Origin of the sequence: Pseudomonas mosselii (assembly GCF_019823065.1) — a bacterium.
Classification (GTDB): domain Bacteria; phylum Pseudomonadota; class Gammaproteobacteria; order Pseudomonadales; family Pseudomonadaceae; genus Aquipseudomonas; species Aquipseudomonas mosselii.
On sequence record NZ_CP081966.1, the window covers coordinates 1,056,229 to 1,075,556 of the forward strand.

The window sequence follows — 19,328 nt, forward strand, 5'->3', positions numbered from 1 at the left end:
AAAAAAGCCGCTGAAAGGCAGCGGCTTTGAAAGGCTAACATATCGTCACAGGCAGTGCCCATGGTGTAGCCCAGGGAAAACTGGAAACAGTTGACGTGGCCGGTCAACTATCGGCATCGGTATCGACAGATACCTTGGAGGCTGTCTGCTGTGCGTCTTTTGCCGCAGCGGACTGCTGTGCGGCGTAAGCGTCACGCGCCTCCTGGTGAACTGCGGCGAGTTCGGCGTTACGGGCAACGAAGGCCGGGGATTCTTCGGCCATGGCCAGGGGCGACAACAACAGGGAAGACAGGACGAACACGCTGGCAATACCCATACTGTTGGACATTTGATGCAACCTTCTTGCGTGGCAAGTGCTAATGGAGACAGGGCTAAAGTTAGTCCTGTAAACAGCGGGGAAACAGAGGCTGTTCAGATAAGCACTGTTGCGCAAAAAGTAATGATCGCGGCAAAAACACTCAGACTTTTACCGCAAACCCGCGTAGTTGAGCGTTCGGCAGGTTAATGCCGAAGGTATTGGCGCCGGCTTGGCTGTGCACGAAAACACTGCCACCGTGCATCAGGGCGATCGCCTTGACGATGGCCAGGCCCAGTCCGTGGTTGCCGCCGCCGCTGTTGGCACGCGCTGCATCCACTCGGTAGAAGCGCTCGAACAGCATCGGCAGGTGCTCGTCGGCAATCGCCGGCCCTGGGTTGCTCACCGCGATGCTGACCTGTTCCTCGCCCGCCTCGATGCGCACCTGGATCACCTGGTGCGGCGCGGTGTGCTGGACGGCGTTGTTGAGCAAGTTGATCAGCGCCCGGCGCAGCTGGGCCTTTTCGAAACAGGCTTGGGCGTCGCCGCTGACGCTGACGCTGACCTGGGCGTCCTCGAGGATGTAGTCGAGGTAGTCGAGGGTGGTGGCCACTTCCTCGGCCAGCGAGGCGCTGGTCAGCGAGGTGGCCTTGCTGCCCTGGTCGGCGCTGGCCAGGAACAGCATGTCGTTGATGATGCTGCGCAGCCGCTCCAGCTCTTCGAGGTTCGATTGCAGCACCTCGAAGTAGTGCTCGGCGCTGCGCCCGCGGGTCAGGGCGACCTGGGTCTGGCCGATCAGGTTGGTCAGCGGCGAGCGCAGTTCGTGGGCGACGTCGGCGTTGAAGGCCTCGAGTTGCGAATAGGCCTGGCTGACCCGGTCGAGGGCGGCGTTGAAGGCGCCGGCGAACTGCGCCAGCTCCGGCGGCAGGTCGCGGGTCTGCAGGCGGTCGTCCAGGCGCGGCGGGGCCAGGGCCTGGGCTTCGTCCGACAGCGCCAGCAGGGGCCTGAGGCCGATGCGCGCGACCCAGTAGCCGAGCAGCGAGGCCAGCAGCACGCCGAGGGCGGCCAGGCCGACGATGGCCACCAGCAGGCTGTGCTGGGCCTGCCAGAAGGTCTCGGTGTCGATGCCGATCAGAAAGCGCAGCGGCGGGCGCTCACCCAGCGCCGGCAGTTCGCTGACCAGCACCTTGTACGGGTAGGGGCTGTCGCTCAGGCGCAGGTCACGCATGCCCGGCGCGCCCTCGGCGAAGCCGCGCACCTGCTCGGTGGGACGGCCGTACTCGAAGGCCGGGTTGCTGCTCACCACCCAGAAGCGGATGCGCCGGTCTTCCTCGCTGAGCAGGTTGAGCTTGTTGTTGATCTTGGCCCAGTGCTCGGGGGTGCCGTAGCGGTTGAGGGTGGATTCGAGCACGCTGAAGCGCGCGTCCAGTTCGGCGGCCGGCAGCAGGTCGAGGCTGCGGTCGACCTGGCGGTACAGGGCGCTGCCGATCAGCACGAACACGGCCAGGGCCACCAGGGTGAACAGCGCCGAGAGGCGCAGGGCGATGGAGTTGCCGGGTTTGCTTCGGAAAAGGGTCATGGGCTGTCGCTCCCTGGGGCTGCTCTGCAGCCCTTTCGCGACACAAGGCCGCTCCCACAAGAGACCGCGAGCCGCTGTGAGAGCGGCCTTGCGTCGCGAGTGGGGCGCGCAGCGCCCCCCGGGCTACCCACGGTGCTCCAGGACATAACCCATGCCTCGAATGGTATGCAGCAGTTTGTTGTCGAACGGCCCGTCGAGCTTGGCGCGCAGGCGCTTGATGGCCACCTCGACGACATTGGCGTCGCTGTCGAAATTGATGTCCCAGACCAGCTCGGCGATGGCGGTCTTGGACAGGATCTCACCCTGGCGCCGGGCCAGCACGCTGAGCAGCGAAAACTCCTTGGCGGTGAGATCCAGGCGCGATCCCGCGCGGGTGGCCTTGCGTGCCATCAGGTCGATCCACAGGTCCGCCACCTGGATCTGCAAGGGCTCATGAATGGCGCTGCGTCGGGTCAGCGCCTGCAGGCGGGCGACCAGTTCAAGGAACGAGAACGGCTTGCCCAGGTAGTCGTCGGCGCCTTCGCGCAGGCCATGAATACGGTCCTCGACCCGCTCACGGGCGGTGAGCATGATCACCGGCGTCTGCTTGCGCGCCCGCAGTGCGCGCAGCACGCCGTAGCCATCCAGGCCCGGCAGCATCACGTCGAGCACGATCACCGCGTAGTCGCCTTCCAGGGCCAGGTGCAGGCCGTCGATGCCGTCGCGGGCCAGGTCGACGGTGAAGCCCTGCTCGGTGAGGCCGCGATGCAGGTAGTCGGCGGTTTTCTCTTCGTCTTCGATGATCAGCACACGCATGGTCTTGTCTCAACTGGCGGTCGGCGCGGGGGCGGCAGCGGCCCGGCGGCGGTGGAACAGGCGCTCCAGGGCCAAGTATATGACCGGGGTGGTGAACAGCGTCAGCGCCTGGCTTACCAGCAGGCCGCCGACCACGGCGATGCCCAGCGGCTGGCGCAGTTCGGCGCCGGTGCCGAAGCCGAACATCAGCGGCACCGCGCCGAGCAGCGCGGCCAGGGTGGTCATGATGATCGGACGGAAGCGCACCAGGCATGCCTGGCGGATCGCCTGCTCGGGCGTCATGCCCTGGTGGCGCTGGGCGTCGAGGGCGAAGTCGATGAGCAGGATGCCGTTCTTCTTGACGATGCCGATCAACAGCACCACGCCGATCAGGCCCATGATGGTGAAGTCCTGGCCCATCAGCCACAGCAGGATCAGCGCGCCCAGGCCCGCCGAGGGCAAGGTGGAGATGATGGTCAGCGGGTGCACGAAGCTCTCGTAGAGCACGCCGAGGATGATGTACACCGCCACCAGCGCGGCGAGGATCAGGTATGGCTGGCTGGACAGCGAGCTCTGGAACGCCTGGGCCGCGCCCTGGAAGTTGCCGGCGATGGAGTCGGGCATGCCCAGCTCGCGCTGGGTGCGTTCGAGGATCTGCACCGCATCGCCCAGGGCCACGCCGGGAGCCAGGTTGAACGACAGGTTGGCCGCTGGGAACAGGCCGTCGTGGCTGATCGACAGGGGGCCGGTGCTGGGCGGCGCGACATGGGCCAGGGCCGACAGCGGCACCATCTCGCCGGACAGCGGCGAGCGCAGGTAGAAGTAGTTGAGGCTTTCGGCCTTGCCACGCTGGCGGGCGTCCAGCTCGAGGATCACCTTGTACTGGTTGGTCTCGGTCTGGAACTCGCTGATTTGTCGCTGGCCGAAGGCGTCGTACAGCGCCTGGTCGACGTCGGTGGTGGTCAGGCCGAAGCGCGCCGCGGCCTGGCGGTCGATGTCGATCCGGGTGACGCTGGCGCCCAGCTGCAGGTCGTTGGACAGGTCGCGAAACGCCGGGTTTTCGCGCAGGCGCTCGGTCAGGCGCTGGGTCCACAGGTTCAGCGCCACGCCGTCGTTGCTCTTGAGCACGTACTGGTACTGGGTGCGCGAGGGACCGGAGCTGAGGTTGATGTCCTGCCCGGCGCGCAGGTACAGGACGATGCCGGGGATCTGCATCAGTTTCGGGCGCATGCGGTCGATCCACTCACTGGCCGAGACGTCGCGTTCGCCACGGGGCTTGAGGGAGATCCAGAAGCGGCCGTTGGCGATGGTCTGGTTGCTGCCGGTGACGCCGACCGAGTGCGAGAAGGCGCGCACCGCAGGGTCGGCCTCGATGATCTTCGCCAGGGCCTGGTGTTTCGCGATCATCGCCGGGTAGGAGACATCCGCCGCCGCCTCGGTGGTGCCGAGGATGAAGCCGGTGTCCTGCAATGGGAAGAAGCCCTTGGGGATGGCCACGTAGCCGGCCACCGCCAGCGCCAGGGTCAGGCCGAACACGCCGAGGGTGACGCGCCGGTGCGCCAGGGCCCGGTCCAGGCCCTTTTCGTACCAGCGCACCAGGCGCTGGCCGAGGCCGCCGTGCTGCTCGTCGGGCGGGCGGCGCATGCACAGCGCGGCCAGGGTCGGTGCCAGGGTCAGCGAGACCACCACCGAGATCAGGATGGTCGCGGTGGCGGTCAGGGCGAACTCCTTGAACAGCCGGCCGACCACGCCGCCCATGAACAGCAGCGGAATGAACGCGGCGATCAGCGAGAAGCTGATCGACACCACGGTGAAGCCGATCTCGCCGGCGCCCTTGAGCGCGGCGGTGCGGCTGTCGTCGCCGGCCTCCAGGTGGCGGTGGATGTTCTCCACCACGACGATGGCGTCATCCACCACGAAGCCCACGGCGATGACGATGGCCACCAGGGTGAGGTTGTTGAGGCTGAAACCGAACACGTACATCAGCGCGCAACTGGCGATCAGCGACACGCCGAGCACGCTGGAGACGATGAAGGTCGCCGACCACTGGCGCAGGAACAGCGCCATCACCCCGATCACCAGGGCCACGGCGATCATCAGGGTCAGCTCCACCTCATGCAGCGAGGCGCGGATGGTCTGGGTACGGTCCTGCAGCACCGAGACATCGACCGCCGCCGGCAGCATCTCCTGCAAGCGCGGCAGGGCGTCGAGCACCCGGTCCACGGTGTCGACGATGTTGGCGCCGGGCTGGCGGAAGATCACCAGGTTGAGCCCCGGCCGGTCGCCGGACCAGGCCTTCACATAGGCGTTCTCGGCGCCATCGATCACCTTGGCCACATCGGCCAGGTGCACCGGCGCGCCGTTGCGGTAGCTGACGATCAGCCTGGCGTAGTCCTCGGGGTGGAACAGCTGGTCGTTGGCGGCAAGGGTCGACACGCTGTGCTCGCCGTACAACGCGCCCTTGGCCAGGTTGAGGCTGGTCTGCTGGATGGCCAGGCGGATATCGGCCAGGGTCAGGCCGATGGCGGCGAGCTTCTCGGGCTGGGCCTGCACGCGGATGGCCGGGCGCAGCTGGCCGGTGATGTTGATCAGGCCGACCCCGTCGATCTGGCTGAGCTGGCGGGCCAGCAGGGTCTCGGCGTAGTCGCTCAGTTGGTTGCCGGGCATCTGCGTCGAGCTGACGGTGAGGATCAGCACCGGGCTGTCGGCCGGGTTGACCTTGCGCCAGGTCGGCGGGCTGGGCATGTCCTGGGGCAGGCGCGCGGTGGCGGTGTTGATCGCCGCCTGGACTTCCTGGGCGGCGGTGTCGATGTTCTTGTCGAGGGTGAACTGCAGGATCAGGTTGGTCGAGCCCAGGGCGCTGCTGCTGGTCATCTGGGTCATGCCGGGGATGGCGCTGAACTGCACCTCCAGGGGCGTCGCCACCGACGAGGCCATGGTTTCCGGGCTGGCGCCGGGCAGCTGGGCGGTGACCTGGATGGTCGGGAAGTCGGCCTCGGGCAGGGGCGCCACCGGCAGGCGCGGGAAGGCGATGGCGCCCAGCAGCACCAGGGCGAAGGTCAGCAGCAGGGTGGCGATGGGGTGGTCGATGCACCAGGCCGAGAGGCCGTTGCGGGTGTTCATGGCTGGCTCCTGCGGTCGGCCATCTCCGCCGGGGCGGGGGCGTCGGGCGTGACCTCGACGGTGCTGCCGGGTTTGAGCCGCGACTGGCCGTCCAGCACCAGGCGGTCGCCGGCCTTGACCCCGGCGATGACGTTCAGCGTGCTGTCCTGGTATACCACCTTGACCGGCACGGCGCTGACCTTGTCGCCATCCAGGCGGTAGACGAAGTGGCCGTCGAGGCTGCGTTGCACCACTGGCGGCGGCACCACCAGGGCGTCCTCGTCCACTGCCGTGCGCAGGCGCACGGTGACCAGCTGGCCGGGCCACAGGCGGCCATCCTGGTTGTCGAACTCGGCCTTGACCCGCACCGTGCCGGTGGTGGCCGAGACCTGGTTGTCGATCAGCATCAGGTGGCCCCTGGCGAGCAGGCTGCGTTCGCCGTCGGCGTCCATGTACGCCTCGACCTCAGCGGGCGTGGGCGATTTCAGCAAGCTCTGCAGGACGGGGAGCTGCTGCTGGGGCAGGGCGAACTCCACGGCGATCGGGTCGATCTGGGTGACGCTGAACAGGCTCTGGGTGTCGCTGGTGCGCACCAGGTTGCCGGGGTCGACGTTGCGGATGCCGACGCGGCCGGTGACCGGCGAGCGGATCTGCGTATAGCTGAGCTGTACCGCGGCATTGTCGATGGCCGCCTGGTTGCCCTTGAGGGTCGCCTGCAACTGGTTCACCAGGGCTTGCTGCTGATCGAGGGTCTGCTTCGACACGCCGTCGTCGGTGCTCAGCAGCTGGTAGCGCTTGAGGTTGACGTTGCCGACCTGCAACTGCGCCTGGGTCTGGCCGAGCTGGGCGCGGGCCTGATCCAGGTTCGCGCGGATCGCCCGGTCGTCGAGGGTGGCCAGCAGGTCGCCCTGGCTGACCCATTGGCCTTCCTTGACCAACAACTGGGTCAGCACGCCCTCGACCTGGGGGCGGACCTCGACGCTGTGCAGCGACAGCACCGAGCCGATGGCGCTGAGGTAGCGCGGTACATCCTGCTGGGCCACCGCGACCACCCGCACCGGGACCGCGCTGGCGGCGCGGCTGGCTGGAGCTTGCTGGCGCAACTCCTGCCAGGTGCCGACGGCGGCCAGCAGGACGAGGGCCAGGCCAGTGATAACGAGGGAACGGGACGGACGTCGCATCGGGGCGGGCACCTTGGCCAAGGGGCTGGGGAAAAGATTCGGCTATTGCAGGGTTATAGCGCGCCGAGCGGGTCGGCAGCGTGACGCCTGGCTGTCACGGCTGTCAGTTTCGGCGGGTTGATGGCCAAGTGCCAATACCCTGCCGTGGATCAATATTGCACCGACGTTTGCCCCTAAAGTCGTACGCCCTGCCGATTTCCCGTACAACAACGAGAGCCTCCGATGAAGTGCAATGTGCCTGTTACCGGTCGCGAAGTGGATTACCCCGGCGACGCCAACATCCTGTCCACCACCGACCTGGACAGCCGCATTACCTATGCCAATGATGATTTCCTGCGGATCAGTGGTTTCTCCCGCGAGGAACTGCTGGGCAACGCCCATCACATCGTCCGCCATCCCGACATGCCGCCCCAGGCGTTTGCCCAGATGTGGCAGGCGCTCAAGGCCGGGCGTTCGTGGATGGGGCTGGTGAAGAACCGCTGCAAGAACGGCGACCACTACTGGGTAAGCGCCTTCGTCTCGCCGATCAGCAGCGGCGGGCAGGCGCTGGAGTACCAGTCGGTGCGGACCAAGCCTGGGGCCGAGCAGGTCGCGGCGGCCGAGCGCTGCTATGCGCGCCTGCGCGAAGGCCGACGTGGCTGGCGTGAGCGCTTGCCGGTACTGGGATTGGGCTCACGTTTGTCGCTGGCGGTCGGTGCCGTGCTGGCGCTGGTAGTGGGTGCCGGGCAGTGGTGGCTGGGGGCGCCGTTGCTGGAATCGCTGGTGGAAGTGGCAGCGGCGGCAGGTTTGAGCAGCCTGGCGATTCTGGTGCTGTTGCGCCCTTACGAGCGGTTGCGCCAGCAGGCCCAGGCGATCGCCGACAACCCGTTGAGCCAGCAGTTGTATACCGGCCGGCGTGACGGCCTGGGGCAGATCGAGTTCGCCATGCGCATGCTCAAGGCGCAGCTGGGGGCGGTGGTCGGGCGCATCGGCGATACCTCGTCGCGCCTGGCCGGGCACTCCGGCTCGCTGGTCGAGGCCCTGCACAGCAGTCATGCCAACAGCCTGGAGCAGCAGAGCGAAGCCGACCAGGTGGCGACAGCGATCCACCAGATGAGCGCCAGCGTCGCGCAGGTGGCCAGCAGCGCGCAGATGGCGGCGATGGCCGCCGACCAGGCCGAGGGTGAGACCCAGTCCGGCCATCACCTGGTCGACCGCAACCGCTGCGCGATCCAGGACCTGGCCGGCTCTCTGGTCGAGGCCAGCGAAGTGATCCACCAACTGGAGAATCACAGCAGCGAGATCTCCGGGGTGCTCGACGTGATCCGTGGCATCGCCGAGCAGACCAACCTGCTGGCGCTGAACGCCGCCATCGAGGCGGCGCGTGCCGGTGACCAGGGGCGTGGCTTCGCGGTGGTCGCCGACGAGGTGCGCGGCCTGGCCCAGCGCACCGCGCAGTCGACCCACGATATCCAGCGCATGATCGCCGCCCTGCAGGAGGGTGCCCGCGCGGCGGTGCAGGTGATGCAGCAGAGCAGCGCCCATGCCGGGCACAGCGTCGAGCAGGCGCAACTGGCCAGCGACGCGCTGGACAGCATCAGCGTGCGGGTCAACCAGATCAACGAGATGAGCCTGCAGATCGCCGCAGCGGTGGAGCAGCAGAGCCAGGTCAGCGAGAACATCAACCGCAACATCACCAGCATCCGCCAGGCCAGCGAGGCGACGGTCAGCGTCGGGCAGCGCAGCCACAGCAGTGCCAGTGACGTGGCGGAGCTGGCCAAGGACCTGCGGCGGCTGGCGGATGAGTTCTGGCGGCGGTGTCAGTGATTGAGTTGTCAGTGCCGGCCCTATCGCGGGGCAAGCCCGCTCCCACAATAGTGGCCTCGAAGCGTGGAGTGTCGAGGGCTAGGGCGTGGGAGCGGGCTTGCCCCGCGATTGGATCTATCTAGAAACCGATGAACGCATAGTAGACCGGCGCTTCGCCCGTCACCTGCAGGCGATGACCCTGTAATTCGGCCGCAAGCGCCTCGTCCTGCACATGCACCACCCATGGCCCATCGACCGCCTGTGGCGGCTGCTCCAGCACTGCCGCGAACGCCGTCATGTCCGGCAACCACGCGGTAAACCCGTTGCCCTTAAGCGCGCTGGTGGTCATCCCCAGCGTCTGGCAGATCGCCACCTTGGCGGCGATATCGTCGCGGTCCGCCTGACGCGAAGCCTCGATCAAGGCGCGCAGTGTCTCATCCACCGGCAGGCTGCCATGAATCAGCTCAGGCCCTTGTTTCCAAGCTTCGGGCGGGCAGTCCTTGTTTTCCGGCCGCAGCGGCAGGTGCGGGTTGATTTCCGCCGGGTAGATGCGACAGACCAGCGGCCGGCTTTCATAGATGCCGCACAAGTCGTTGTCGTCGAGGTTGCGACAACGCCCCGGGTTGAACGCGGCGAAGGTGACCGACACCTGCAGTTGCCCGGCGCCACAGGGCACCGGGAATGAACGGCGCAGCACATGCTCGCGCTGGTCCACCGGCATGCCCGGGCCATCGGCGAGGAACCCTTCGATCAGCACCACCACCTGGCCGCCGGAGGCCGCCCACGAGTGGGCCTCGGCAAGTGTCAGCGGCACATGATGGCCCGTGCAGCATTTGCCGCAGCCGGTGCAGGCGAAGCGAATGCTGTCGCTCATCGCTTGCCGGCGTCCCATTCGCTGGTGAAGGCTTGCTGGCGTTGGCGGTCATACAGGCACAACTCGGTACCGGTGCGGTTCTGCATGTGCTTCTGCGGGTAGGTGCCCTCGATCAACAGCGCGCTGTAACCGACCCGGTCGTCGAACTCGGTGGGCTTGCCCAGGGCGTGGGCATCCTTGAACTGGCTGGCGGCCAGGCAGGCCTTGAGCATGTGCTTGCGCTGGTCGGTCCAGGCCTGGTTGCTCGAGGCGTGGGCTACGCCGCTGGCAAGGGCGCAGAGAATGAGGAACGAACTGAGGTATTTCATACGCGACACCGCCAATGAATCTGCGAAGGGCGCGAATTATGCCCGAACGTTTTCCTTCATCAAGTCAGGAAAATCCTGACTTGATGTGTCAGCGCTCCTCGAACACCACCGTCCGCGCCGCCGTCACCAGGCAGTTGGTCAGCTCCGGCGAGGAGAACTTGGTCAGGATCGCATTGGCCCCCGCCAGCTTGGCCTTGTCGCCGCTCATCGCGCTGTCCAGCGAGGTGTGCAGCAGGATGTACAGGTGCTGGAAGTCCGGCGTTTCACGCAGGGTGCGGGTGAAGGCGAAGCCATCCATCTCGGACATCTCGATGTCGGAGACGATGATGTTGATTTCCCGCTCGGTGCCTTGCAGCTCCAGCAGCACGTTGATCGCATCCTTGGCGCTGCGCGCGGTATGGCACTCGATGCCGAGGTTGCGCAGGGTGTGCACCGATTGCTGCAGCGCGACCTGGCTGTCGTCCACCACCAGGATGTTGGCGGCGGCCAGCAGGCTGGCGTCTTCCTCGCTGACTTCGCCCGGGTGCGGCTCGTGGGCCGGCGGGGCGATGCCGTGGATGACTTTCTCGATGTCCAGCACCTGCACCAGGGTGTTGTCGACCCGGGTCACGCCGGTGATGAACGAGCGGTTGCCCGATCCGTAGGGCGGCGGCTTGATGTCGGTGCTCAGGCAATGGACGATGCGGCTTACCGCCTGCACGTGCAGGCCCTGGCGCGAGCGGCTGATCTCGGTGACGATCAGGCAGCCGCCGTCGGGGTCGGCCAGGGGCATTTCGCCGATGGCGCGGGACAGGTCGATCACCGACAGCGAGTTGCCGCGCAGGGTGGCGACGCCTTTGACATGCGGGTGGGACTCCGGCAGCTTGGTCAGCGGCGGGCAGGGGATGATCTCGCTGACCTTGAGCAGGTTGATAGCCATCAGCTTGCCGCTGCGCAGGGTGAACAGCAGCAGGGACAGCGAGTCCGCGCGGGCTTTTTGCGTGGCCATGGGCAACCTTCGGTTCGAAATGGGGGAGGATGCCGGGTTATCGGCTTTTTGGCGTCAGGCTTTAGCGTAGTTTGCTATTTGCGATGGTGTATTCAGCGCAAGCCCAGTCGCTTGGCCAGCCGGCTCAGGTTGGCCCGGTCCAGCCCCAGCTCTCGCGCCGCGGCGGCCCAGTTGTCATGGTGGCGATTCAGGCAGGCTTCGACGATCTGCCGCTGATAATCATCCACCGCTTCACGCAGCCCGCCCTCGGGCAACGGCACATCGGCCGACGGCGCTTCGGCTACTACCGGCATGGCCGGCGCCAGGTTGCGTAGGTCGAGGTCGGCCGCTTCCAGGGTGAGGATCTTCGGCCGCTGCCCGTGTTGCCCCAGCGCCTTGAGCGCCGAACGGCCGATCAAGTGCTCCAGCTCGCGCACATTGCCCGGCCAGCCGTAGGCCAGCAGCGCGGCCTGGGCGTCCGCGGACAGCCGCAGGCTGCCCAGCCCCAGGCGCGAGCGGTTCTGTTCGAGGAAATAGCCCGCCAGCAACAGCACGTCGCGACCCCGTTCGCGTAGCGGTGGCACGTGCAACGGATAGACGCTCAGGCGGTGATAGAAGTCGGCGCGGAAGTGGCCGCTGCGCACCTCCTCGGCCAGATCGCGGTTGGTCGCGGCGATCAGACGTACATCCACGCGGTGTTCGCGATCCGAGCCCAGCCGCTGCAGTTGCCCGCTTTGCAGTACCCGCAGCAGCTTGGCCTGTACCGCCAGGGGCAGTTCGCCAACCTCGTCGAGGAACAGCGTGCCGCCGTTGGCCAGCTCGAACTTGCCTCGGCGTTCGCCGTGGGCGCCGGTGAAGGCGCCGCGCACGTGGCCGAACAGTTCGCTCTCCACCAGGGTGTCGGGCAGCGCGGCGCAGTTGAGGCTGACCATCGGTTTGTCGGCGCGCTGGCTGGCGCGGTGCAGGGCCTGGGCCACCAGTTCCTTGCCGACGCCGGTCTCGCCGGTGATCAGCACGGTCAGGTCGCTGCCGCCGACCAGGCGGATCTCCTCGACCAGGCGCTTGTGCGCCTTGCTCTGGCCAATCAGTTCCCGGTCCTGGCCGCTGGCCTGGCGGTACACCTCGGCGCGCTGGTGTTCGTCCTCGGCGCGCGAGGCCAGGTGTTCGATGCGCTCGGCCACGGTCACCGTGGCGGCGGCCAGGCTGGCGAAGGCCTGCAAGGCGTCGAGCTCCAGGCTCTGGAACTGGCCGGGGGTGAGGGCGTCGAGGGTCAGCAGGCCCCAGGGGCGCTCGTCGACCATCAACGGGCAGCCCATGCAGTCGTGGACTTCGAGGTCGACATGCTCGGCATTGACCAGGCCGTCATAAGGGTCGGGCAACTGGCTGTCACTGGCGAAGCGGGTCGGCTCCGGGCGACTCAGGAGCACCTGGAAGCGCGGATGCTCGCTGACCTTGAAGCGCCGGCCCAAGGTGTCTGGCGACAGCCCGTCCACCGCCAGCGGCACCAGCCACTCACCGTCCAGGCGCAGCAGTGCCGCGGCATCGCAAGGCAGCAGGCCGCGCATGGCACCGAGCAGGCGGCGGTAGCGCTCCTGGTCGGGCAGGTCGCAGGAGAGGTCGCTGACCAGAGGGAGGAGGGCGGTGAGCAGGGGCTTTGCAGTCATATGGACTCCTGTTGGTCGTAATGACTATACGCCTGAGTGTGTCCTTATGACACTGATGTGCTCAAGAGCCTGATTTTATTGGTGTTTAAAGTTGGCACGATTGCTGAAATACCCCAGGCAACCATTCGAAGCCAAAGGCTCAGGAGTTGTCGCAATGCTCAATGCCGAACAACGTGCAATCATCAAGGCCACTGTCCCCCTGCTGGAAAGCGGTGGCGAGGCCCTGACCACCCACTTCTACAAACTGATGCTCAGCGAGTACCCCGAGGTGCGTCCGCTGTTCAACCAGGCCCACCAGGCCAGCGGCGACCAGCCGCGTGCCCTGGCCAACGGCGTGCTGATGTACGCCCGTCACATCGACCGGCTCGAGCAACTGGGCGGCCTGGTCGGGCAGATCATCAACAAGCATGTGGCCCTGCAGATTCTCCCCGAACATTATCCGATCGTTGGCAGCTGCCTGCTGCGCGCCATCGAGCAAGTGCTGGGCAAGGACATCGCCACCCCGGAAGTGATCGCCGCCTGGGCCGCCGCCTATGGCCAGCTGGCCGATATCCTCATCGGTGCGGAAGAGCACCTCTATAAGGAGAAGGAGCAGGCCGCTGGCGGCTGGCGCGGTACCCGTGAATTCCGCCTGGTGCGCCGCGAGCAGGAAAGCCGCGAGATCGTCTCGTTCTACTTCGCACCGCTCGATGGCAAGCCGGTGCTCAAGGCCGAGCCGGGCCAGTACATCGGCTTGCAGGTGTTCATCGATGGCCAGGAGCAGCGCCGCAACTACTCGCTATCGGCTCTGTGCGACGGCGAGCAGTACCGCATCAGCGTCAAGCGCGAAGCGGGTGGCAAGGTCTCCAACTACTTGCATGACGGCTTGATGGTCGGTGATACCCTGCAACTGTTCCCGCCATCCGGTGACTTCACCCTCGCCGCCAGCGACAAGCCGCTGGTGCTGATCAGTGGCGGGGTTGGCATCACCCCGACCCTGGCGATGCTCGAGGCGGCGCTCAAGACCGAGCGACCGGTGCACTTCATCCACTGCGCGCGAAATGGCGCGGTGCACGCCTTCCGCGACTGGATCGACGGGCTGGCGGCGCGCCACCCGCAGCTCAAGCGCTTCTATTGCTACGCCGAGGAAGATGGCAGCCAGGCCGCCGACGCCGTGGGCCTGCTGGACCAGGCGCTGCTGGGCGAGTGGCTGCCGCGTGAGCGTGACATCGACGCCTACTTCCTCGGGCCAAAGGGCTTCATGGCCGCGATCAAGCGCCAGCTCAAGGGCCTGGGCGTGCCGGAAGGGCAAGCGCGCTACGAGTTCTTCGGACCGGCGGCGGCGTTGGAGTGAAACGCTGAGCCCATCGCGGGGCTTGCCCCGCTATTCATCCCAATCGCTGCGGTTCGGCGTTCTGTCGGGCCGACAGCACCCGGATGCTCCCGGCCGTGGGTAATCGAGAACGAAACGGACGATGACATTCGGCGCTATCGATGTGGCCGAGCGCCGAACCGCAGCGATTGGGCCTGTCCCTTCTCTATATAGAAAGAGATGAACGCCTCCACACCGGCGTTCATCTTTAATCCTCCTTTAATCACGGTATCCTTCACTCCCGGGTGTCGAGGGGCCTGCCCCTGTCCGGTGCTCAAGCTGGCACATTTTTCATGTTGGCCAGTGAACCGAAACCGACCCGCTCGGTCCTAGGTCATCAGTGGATAGCCACGCACGCCCCTGCTCGATGCATTCAAAGGTCATCTCCAGCGTGTAGACTGGGCGCCCCTCGGGCAGCCCACGCTGCCACTCTCCATCGAAGGAATCGGCAATGAACGAACTCTCATCGCGCCTGAACCGGGAACGGCGCTTTCTGGTGCTCCTCGGCGTGATCTGCCTTGCGCTGATCGGCGGCGCCCTGTACATGCAGGTAGTGCTGGGCGAGGCGCCGTGCCCGCTGTGCATCCTGCAGCGTTATGCCCTGCTGTTCATCGCGATCTTCGCCTTCATCGCCGCGGCCATGCCCGGGCGCCGTAGCCTGACCTTCTTCGAGGCGCTGGTGGTGCTCAGCGCCATCGGCGGGATCGTTGCGGCGGGCAACCATGTGTATATACTCGCCAACCCGATGGTGAGCTGTGGCATCGACACCCTGCAGCCCATCGTCGACGACCTGCCGCTGGCCAAGCTCTGGCCACTGGCCTTCCAGGTCGACGGTTTCTGCTCCACCCCGTATCCGCCGATCCTCGGCTTGTCGCTGGCGCAATGGGCGCTGGTGGCCTTCGTCCTGACGGCGCTGCTGGTGCCCCTGGGAATCTACCGAAACCGACGTCGCGGTTAGACCAAAGTCCCGAATTGACCTGGGTCTATTGCACGGCAAGATAAGCCGCAAAGTGCGCCGCACGATTGATCCAGGTCAGCCATCAGCCCTTGCGCGGCAAGGGTTTCAGGGCTACTGGAAGGGGTGCGACAAACTGTCGCGAAGTTGATTTTTTGACCAGTATTGTTGCGCATTCTGTAAAAGACTGTTGCTCAATAAGTCATAGTCATCGTGGGGCGACCTATCTACAATCGCCCCCAATTTCCGTTCGGCACTGCTTGCAAGTCGCAGGATTGATGGAAGCCGCAGCGCTTTCCATTTGCTGACTTCGTCAAGTTTCGCCCAACGGCGATACCGGGCGGACCCCCCTCCGCGTTTTCCGCACCAAATGGACTTGGTCTGAAGTACAGGCCTGTTGCCTACGAAACCATAAGCACCGCACACCCGCTTGACGCCAAGATCCTGCAGTCGGATCCCTGGCAGGGGCGAGTACGGGCGCCAATTGCCGCACTTGGCAGGACGAAGTGTTGGCTACCAAAACACAAATTGCATTGAAGCAAGCTGATCTAGAGGTCGTGAGATGAGTAAAAAGCGTTACCCCAGACTGTTTGGCATATTGCCCTTTTTAGGCATGCTTTTACTCAGTGGGTGCAACTGGACCCTGCTCGACCCCAAGGGCCAGGTCGGCATTGAGCAGAAGAACCTGATCCTGATCGCCACCGGCCTGATGCTGCTGGTGGTCGTGCCCGTGATCATCATGACCCTGGCGTTCGCCTGGAAGTACCGTGCTTCCAACAAGGCCGCCACCTACACCCCCGACTGGTCGCACTCGACCAAGATCGAGGCCGCGGTGTGGATCATCCCGATCCTGATCATCATCGCCCTGGGTTACTTCACCTACCACTCCACCCACAAGCTGGACCCGTACCGTCCACTGGATTCCGATGTGAAGCCGGTGCAGATCGACGTGGTCGCGCTGGACTGGAAGTGGCTGTTCATCTACCCGGAGCAGGGCATCGCCACGGTCAACAAGATCGTCTTCCCGGCCAACACCCCGGTTAACTTCCGTGTCACCTCCGACGCCGTGATGAACTCCTTCTTCATCCCGGGTCTGGGCGGCCAGATCTACGCCATGGCCGGCATGACCACCAAACTGCACCTGATCGCCAACGAGAACGGTGTGTTTGACGGCATCTCCGCCAACTACAGCGGCGCCGGCTTCACCGGTATGAAATTCAAGGCTGTCGCCACTTCGCAAGCTGACTTCGATGCATGGGTCGCTGAAGTGAAGGCATCGCCGAAGAAACTGGACCAGGCCGAATATGACGCCTTGGCCAAAGCTAGCGAAAACAACCCAGTCGCGCTGTACAGCGAGGCTCCGGCTGACCAGTTCCAGCGCATCGTCGACAAGTACGAAGGCATGAACCGCGGTCGTCCGAACCACGAAGAAGCAGGCAGCAAAGACCTGGCCACCACCAAGGGTGTGGAATCGAGTATGCAACCAGCTGCCGGTGCAGAGGAGTAAGAGATGTTCGGTAAATTAACTCTGGAGGCGATACCGTATCACGAGCCGATAGTCATGGTGACGCTTGCCATGATCGCGCTCGGTGGTATCGCTGTCGTTGGTGCCATCACCTATTTCCGCAAGTGGACCTACTTGTGGACCGAGTGGCTGACCACGGTCGACCACAAGAAAATCGGCGTGATGTACATCATCGTCGCTATGGTCATGCTGCTGCGCGGCTTCGCCGACGCCATCATGATGCGTACCCAGCTGGCCGCCGCCACCGGTGGCTCGGAAGGCTACCTGCCGCCTGAACACTATGACCAGATCTTCACCGCCCACGGTGTGATCATGATCATCTTCATGGCGATGCCGTTCTTCACCGGCCTGATGAACCTCGCGGTTCCGCTGCAGATCGGTGCACGTGACGTTGCCTTCCCGTTCCTGAACTCCCTGAGCTTCTACCTGCTGCTGGCAGGCGTGCTGCTGGTCAACATCTCGCTGGGCGTTGGTGAATTCGCCAAGACCGGCTGGGTTGCCTATCCGCCGCTCGCGGGTATCCAGTACAGCCCTGGGGTGGGTGTCGATTACTACATCTGGGCGCTACAGCTCTCAGGCTTGGGTACGACACTGACAGGCGTGAACTTCCTCGTCACCGTGATGAAGATGCGCGCCCCTGGCATGAAGCTGATGGACATGCCGATCTTCACCTGGACCTGCACCTGGGCCAACGTGCTGATCGTCGCTTCCTTCCCGATCCTGACCGCCGCACTCGCCCTGCTGACCGTTGACCGTTATCTGGACTTCCACATCTTCACCAACGAGCTTGGTGGGAATCCGATGATGTACGTCAACCTGTTCTGGGCGTGGGGTCACCCTGAGGTCTACATCCTGATCCTGCCGGCCTTCGGCGTGTTCTCGGAAGTCACCTCGACCTTCGCAGGCAAGCGCCTGTTCGGTCACCACTCGATGATCTACGCCTCGGGCGCGATCGCCATCCTGGGCTTTGCGGTCTGGCTGCACCACTTCTTCACCATGGGTGCCGGCGCCAGCGTCAACACCTTCTTCGGCCTGGCGACGATGCTGATCTCCATTCCGACCGGTGTGAAGCTGTTCAACTGGCTGTTCACCATCTACCAGGGCCGTCTGCGCTTCACCGCGCCGATCATGTGGACCCTGGGCTTCATGGTCACCTTCTCCATCGGTGGCATGACCGGCGTCCTGCTGGCTGTTCCAGGTGCCGACTTCGTTCTGCACAACAGCCTGTTCGTGATCGCCCACTTCCACAACGTGATCATCGGTGGCGCGGTATTCGGCTACATCGCCGGCTTCGCCTTCTGGTTCCCGAAAGCCTTCGGTTTCACCCTGAACGAGAAGTGGGGCAAGGCTGCCTTCTGGTTCTGGATCTCCGGCTTCTACGTTGCGTTCATGCCGCTGTACGCCCTGGGCTTCATGGGCATGACCCGTCGTCTGAACCACTCCGACAACCCGCTGTGGGAACCCTACCTGTACGTGGCCGTGGTCGGCGCCGTGCTGATCCTGTTCGGTATCGCCTGCCAGTTGATCCAGATCTACGTCTCGGTTCGCGACCGCAAGGACAACATGGACGTCACTGGCGACCCATGGGGCGGCCGTACCCTGGAGTGGTCGACTTCGTCGCCACCTCCGTTCTACAACTTCGCTCACATGCCTGAGCATGTTGGCCTGGACGCCTGGCACGAAGCCAAGCAAGCCGGTGCTGCGTACAAGGCACCTGCCAAGTACGAAGCGATCCACATGCCGAGCAACACCTCCACCGGTCTGTTCATGGGTCTGTTCCTGACCGTGTTCGGCTTCGCCTTCATCTGGCACATCTGGTGGCTGGTGGGTGCGAGCCTGGTTGCGACCATCGCCGTCTTCGTTCGCCACGCCGCGCGTGACGACCAGGGCTACATGGTGCCGGCCGAAGAAGTGGCGCGCATCGAAGGCGAGCGCATGAAAGCGCTGGCCAACGCTGGTGCACTGCCTGCCGGCGGCGCACGTGTCGAATCGTTTGAACGGGTGTAATCAATGTCCAGTCAAGTAATCCACGGTGGCGCGCATGGTCATGACCATGCGCACGATGACCACCACCACGACTCGGGCCAGATGACCGTCCTCGGTTTCTGGCTGTACCTGATGACCGACTGCATCCTGTTTGCGTCGCTCTTCGCCACCTACGCGGTGCTGTCCGGCAGTTTTGCCGGCGGCCCGTCGGGCCACGACATCTTCCAGCTCGACTTCGTGCTGGTTGAAACCGCGTTCCTGCTGCTGTCCTCGATCACCTTCGGCTTCGCCATGCTGAAGATGTTCGACGGCAAGAAGGCCGGCGTACTGGGCTGGTTGGCCGTGACCTTCCTGTTCGGTGCAGGCTTCATCGCGATGGAAATCTATGAATTCCATCACCTGATCGCCGAAGGTTTCGGCCCGCAGCGCAGCGGCTTCCTGTCGGGCTTCTTCGCCCTGGTGGGCACCCACGGTCTGCACGTGACCGCTGGCCTGATCTGGATGGCGATCATGATGTATCAGATCAACAAGCACGGCATCACGCCGACCGCCAAGACTCGCATGAGCTGCCTGAGCCTGTTCTGGCACTTCCTGGATGTGGTCTGGATCTGCGTGTTCACCGTCGTCTACCTGCTGGGAGTTCTGTAATGGCTAGCGCACACGACACTCATCACGAGGGTAACCACGGTAGCGTGAAGTCGTACATGATCGGCTTCGTCCTCTCGATCATCCTGACCGCGATTCCGTTCGGCCTGGTGATGTTCCCGAGCCTGCCGAAGAACCTGACCGTCCTGATCGTGGTGGCCATGGCCGTCATCCAGGTGGTTGTGCACCTGGTGTACTTCCTGCACATGGACCGCTCGAAAGAGCAGCGTTCCAACGTGTCGACGTTCCTGTTCACTACCCTGGTGATCGCTCTGCTGGTCGGCCTGTCGCTGTGGATCATGTTCAGCATCCACTTCGAAATGTTGGCCAAGTGAGG

Annotated in this window: 16 protein-coding genes; 7 read left to right on the forward strand and 9 right to left on the reverse strand. The window is 64.8% G+C overall.

Annotation, left to right across the window (positions count from 1 at the left end):
- Positions 1–103: 103 nt before the first annotated feature.
- The 5 genes from K5H97_RS04800 to K5H97_RS04820 form a co-directional block, all read right to left on the reverse strand.
- A complete protein-coding gene (locus K5H97_RS04800) occupies positions 104–328 on the reverse strand; it encodes a hypothetical protein (RefSeq protein ID WP_023631633.1) in 225 nt (74 codons plus the stop codon).
- Positions 329–458: 130 nt separating this feature from the next.
- Positions 459–1,874, reverse strand: a complete 1,416-nt coding sequence (locus tag K5H97_RS04805; RefSeq protein WP_028689813.1) for a heavy metal sensor histidine kinase — start codon at positions 1,872–1,874, stop codon at positions 459–461.
- Positions 1,875–1,997: 123 nt separating this feature from the next.
- Complete coding sequence (locus tag K5H97_RS04810; RefSeq protein ID WP_028689812.1) at positions 1,998–2,669, reverse strand: heavy metal response regulator transcription factor; 672 nt, start codon at positions 2,667–2,669, stop codon at positions 1,998–2,000.
- A gap of 9 nt (positions 2,670–2,678) precedes the next feature.
- Complete coding sequence (locus tag K5H97_RS04815; RefSeq protein WP_028689811.1) at positions 2,679–5,771, reverse strand: multidrug efflux RND transporter permease subunit; 3,093 nt, start codon at positions 5,769–5,771, stop codon at positions 2,679–2,681.
- Positions 5,768–6,931 carry an efflux RND transporter periplasmic adaptor subunit gene (locus tag K5H97_RS04820; RefSeq protein WP_028689810.1) on the reverse strand — a complete coding sequence of 388 codons (1,164 nt, stop codon included), beginning with the start codon at positions 6,929–6,931 and terminating at the stop codon, positions 5,768–5,770. Before K5H97_RS04820 ends, K5H97_RS04815 begins: the two co-directional genes overlap by 4 nt.
- 222 nt (positions 6,932–7,153) lie before the next feature.
- Between K5H97_RS04820 and K5H97_RS04825 the strand changes: the two genes are divergently transcribed.
- Positions 7,154–8,737: a methyl-accepting chemotaxis protein gene (locus tag K5H97_RS04825; protein WP_028689809.1), complete on the forward strand. Its 1,584-nt coding sequence runs from the start codon at positions 7,154–7,156 to the stop codon at positions 8,735–8,737.
- A gap of 118 nt (positions 8,738–8,855) precedes the next feature.
- Here K5H97_RS04825 and K5H97_RS04830 read toward each other — a convergent pair whose 3' ends face one another.
- From K5H97_RS04830 to norR, 4 genes are all read right to left on the reverse strand, one after another.
- The gene (locus tag K5H97_RS04830; protein ID WP_028689808.1) at positions 8,856–9,590 is read right to left on the reverse strand and encodes a YkgJ family cysteine cluster protein; all 735 of its coding nucleotides are present in this window, start codon (positions 9,588–9,590) and stop codon (positions 8,856–8,858) included.
- Positions 9,587–9,898: a hypothetical protein gene (locus tag K5H97_RS04835; protein WP_028689807.1), complete on the reverse strand. Its 312-nt coding sequence runs from the start codon at positions 9,896–9,898 to the stop codon at positions 9,587–9,589. Before K5H97_RS04835 ends, K5H97_RS04830 begins: the two co-directional genes overlap by 4 nt.
- Before the next feature lie 88 nt (positions 9,899–9,986).
- Entirely contained in the window at positions 9,987–10,886 is a 900-nt protein-coding gene (locus K5H97_RS04840; RefSeq protein WP_028689806.1) for a chemotaxis protein, read from the reverse strand.
- A gap of 92 nt (positions 10,887–10,978) precedes the next feature.
- Positions 10,979–12,529: a nitric oxide reductase transcriptional regulator NorR gene (norR, locus tag K5H97_RS04845; protein ID WP_028689805.1), complete on the reverse strand. Its 1,551-nt coding sequence runs from the start codon at positions 12,527–12,529 to the stop codon at positions 10,979–10,981.
- A 154-nt stretch (positions 12,530–12,683) separates the two neighbouring features.
- On the opposite strand from norR, the gene hmpA reads away from it, so the two are divergent.
- The 6 genes from hmpA to cyoD all read left to right on the forward strand — a co-directional run bounded on the left by hmpA (position 12,684) and on the right by cyoD (position 19,326).
- The gene (hmpA, locus tag K5H97_RS04850; RefSeq protein ID WP_028689804.1) at positions 12,684–13,862 is read left to right on the forward strand and encodes an NO-inducible flavohemoprotein; all 1,179 of its coding nucleotides are present in this window, start codon (positions 12,684–12,686) and stop codon (positions 13,860–13,862) included.
- Between the two features lie 469 nt (positions 13,863–14,331).
- Complete coding sequence (locus tag K5H97_RS04855) at positions 14,332–14,838, forward strand: disulfide bond formation protein B (protein ID WP_028689803.1); 507 nt, start codon at positions 14,332–14,334, stop codon at positions 14,836–14,838.
- 559 nt (positions 14,839–15,397) lie between these two features.
- Positions 15,398–16,342 carry a ubiquinol oxidase subunit II gene (cyoA, locus tag K5H97_RS04860; RefSeq protein ID WP_028689802.1) on the forward strand — a complete coding sequence of 315 codons (945 nt, stop codon included), beginning with the start codon at positions 15,398–15,400 and terminating at the stop codon, positions 16,340–16,342.
- A 3-nt stretch (positions 16,343–16,345) separates the two neighbouring features.
- Positions 16,346–18,367, forward strand: a complete 2,022-nt coding sequence (gene cyoB, locus K5H97_RS04865; protein ID WP_028689801.1) for a cytochrome o ubiquinol oxidase subunit I — start codon at positions 16,346–16,348, stop codon at positions 18,365–18,367.
- 3 nt (positions 18,368–18,370) lie between these two features.
- Positions 18,371–18,994, forward strand: coding sequence for a cytochrome o ubiquinol oxidase subunit III (gene cyoC / locus K5H97_RS04870; RefSeq protein WP_028689800.1), 624 nt, complete (start codon positions 18,371–18,373; stop codon positions 18,992–18,994).
- Positions 18,994–19,326 (forward strand): cytochrome o ubiquinol oxidase subunit IV, encoded by a 333-nt coding sequence (gene cyoD, locus K5H97_RS04875; protein ID WP_028689799.1) that lies wholly within the window; start codon positions 18,994–18,996, stop codon positions 19,324–19,326. Before cyoC ends, cyoD begins: the two co-directional genes overlap by 1 nt.
- Positions 19,327–19,328: the final 2 nt, after the last annotated feature.

Coding starts and splice junctions, on each gene's coding strand:
- K5H97_RS04800 (WP_023631633.1), bottom strand. CDS start 328: ATGTCCAACAGTATGGGTATTGCCAGCGTGTTCGTCCTGTCTTCCCTG.
- K5H97_RS04805 (WP_028689813.1), bottom strand. CDS start 1,874: ATGACCCTTTTCCGAAGCAAACCCGGCAACTCCATCGCCCTGCGCCTC.
- K5H97_RS04810 (WP_028689812.1), bottom strand. CDS start 2,669: ATGCGTGTGCTGATCATCGAAGACGAAGAGAAAACCGCCGACTACCTG.
- K5H97_RS04815 (WP_028689811.1), bottom strand. CDS start 5,771: ATGAACACCCGCAACGGCCTCTCGGCCTGGTGCATCGACCACCCCATC.
- K5H97_RS04820 (WP_028689810.1), bottom strand. CDS start 6,931: ATGCGACGTCCGTCCCGTTCCCTCGTTATCACTGGCCTGGCCCTCGTC.
- K5H97_RS04825 (WP_028689809.1), top strand. CDS start 7,154: ATGAAGTGCAATGTGCCTGTTACCGGTCGCGAAGTGGATTACCCCGGC.
- K5H97_RS04830 (WP_028689808.1), bottom strand. CDS start 9,590: ATGAGCGACAGCATTCGCTTCGCCTGCACCGGCTGCGGCAAATGCTGC.
- K5H97_RS04835 (WP_028689807.1), bottom strand. CDS start 9,898: ATGAAATACCTCAGTTCGTTCCTCATTCTCTGCGCCCTTGCCAGCGGC.
- K5H97_RS04840 (WP_028689806.1), bottom strand. CDS start 10,886: ATGGCCACGCAAAAAGCCCGCGCGGACTCGCTGTCCCTGCTGCTGTTC.
- norR (WP_028689805.1), bottom strand. CDS start 12,529: ATGACTGCAAAGCCCCTGCTCACCGCCCTCCTCCCTCTGGTCAGCGAC.
- hmpA (WP_028689804.1), top strand. CDS start 12,684: ATGCTCAATGCCGAACAACGTGCAATCATCAAGGCCACTGTCCCCCTG.
- K5H97_RS04855 (WP_028689803.1), top strand. CDS start 14,332: ATGAACGAACTCTCATCGCGCCTGAACCGGGAACGGCGCTTTCTGGTG.
- cyoA (WP_028689802.1), top strand. CDS start 15,398: ATGAGTAAAAAGCGTTACCCCAGACTGTTTGGCATATTGCCCTTTTTA.
- cyoB (WP_028689801.1), top strand. CDS start 16,346: ATGTTCGGTAAATTAACTCTGGAGGCGATACCGTATCACGAGCCGATA.
- cyoC (WP_028689800.1), top strand. CDS start 18,371: ATGTCCAGTCAAGTAATCCACGGTGGCGCGCATGGTCATGACCATGCG.
- cyoD (WP_028689799.1), top strand. CDS start 18,994: ATGGCTAGCGCACACGACACTCATCACGAGGGTAACCACGGTAGCGTG.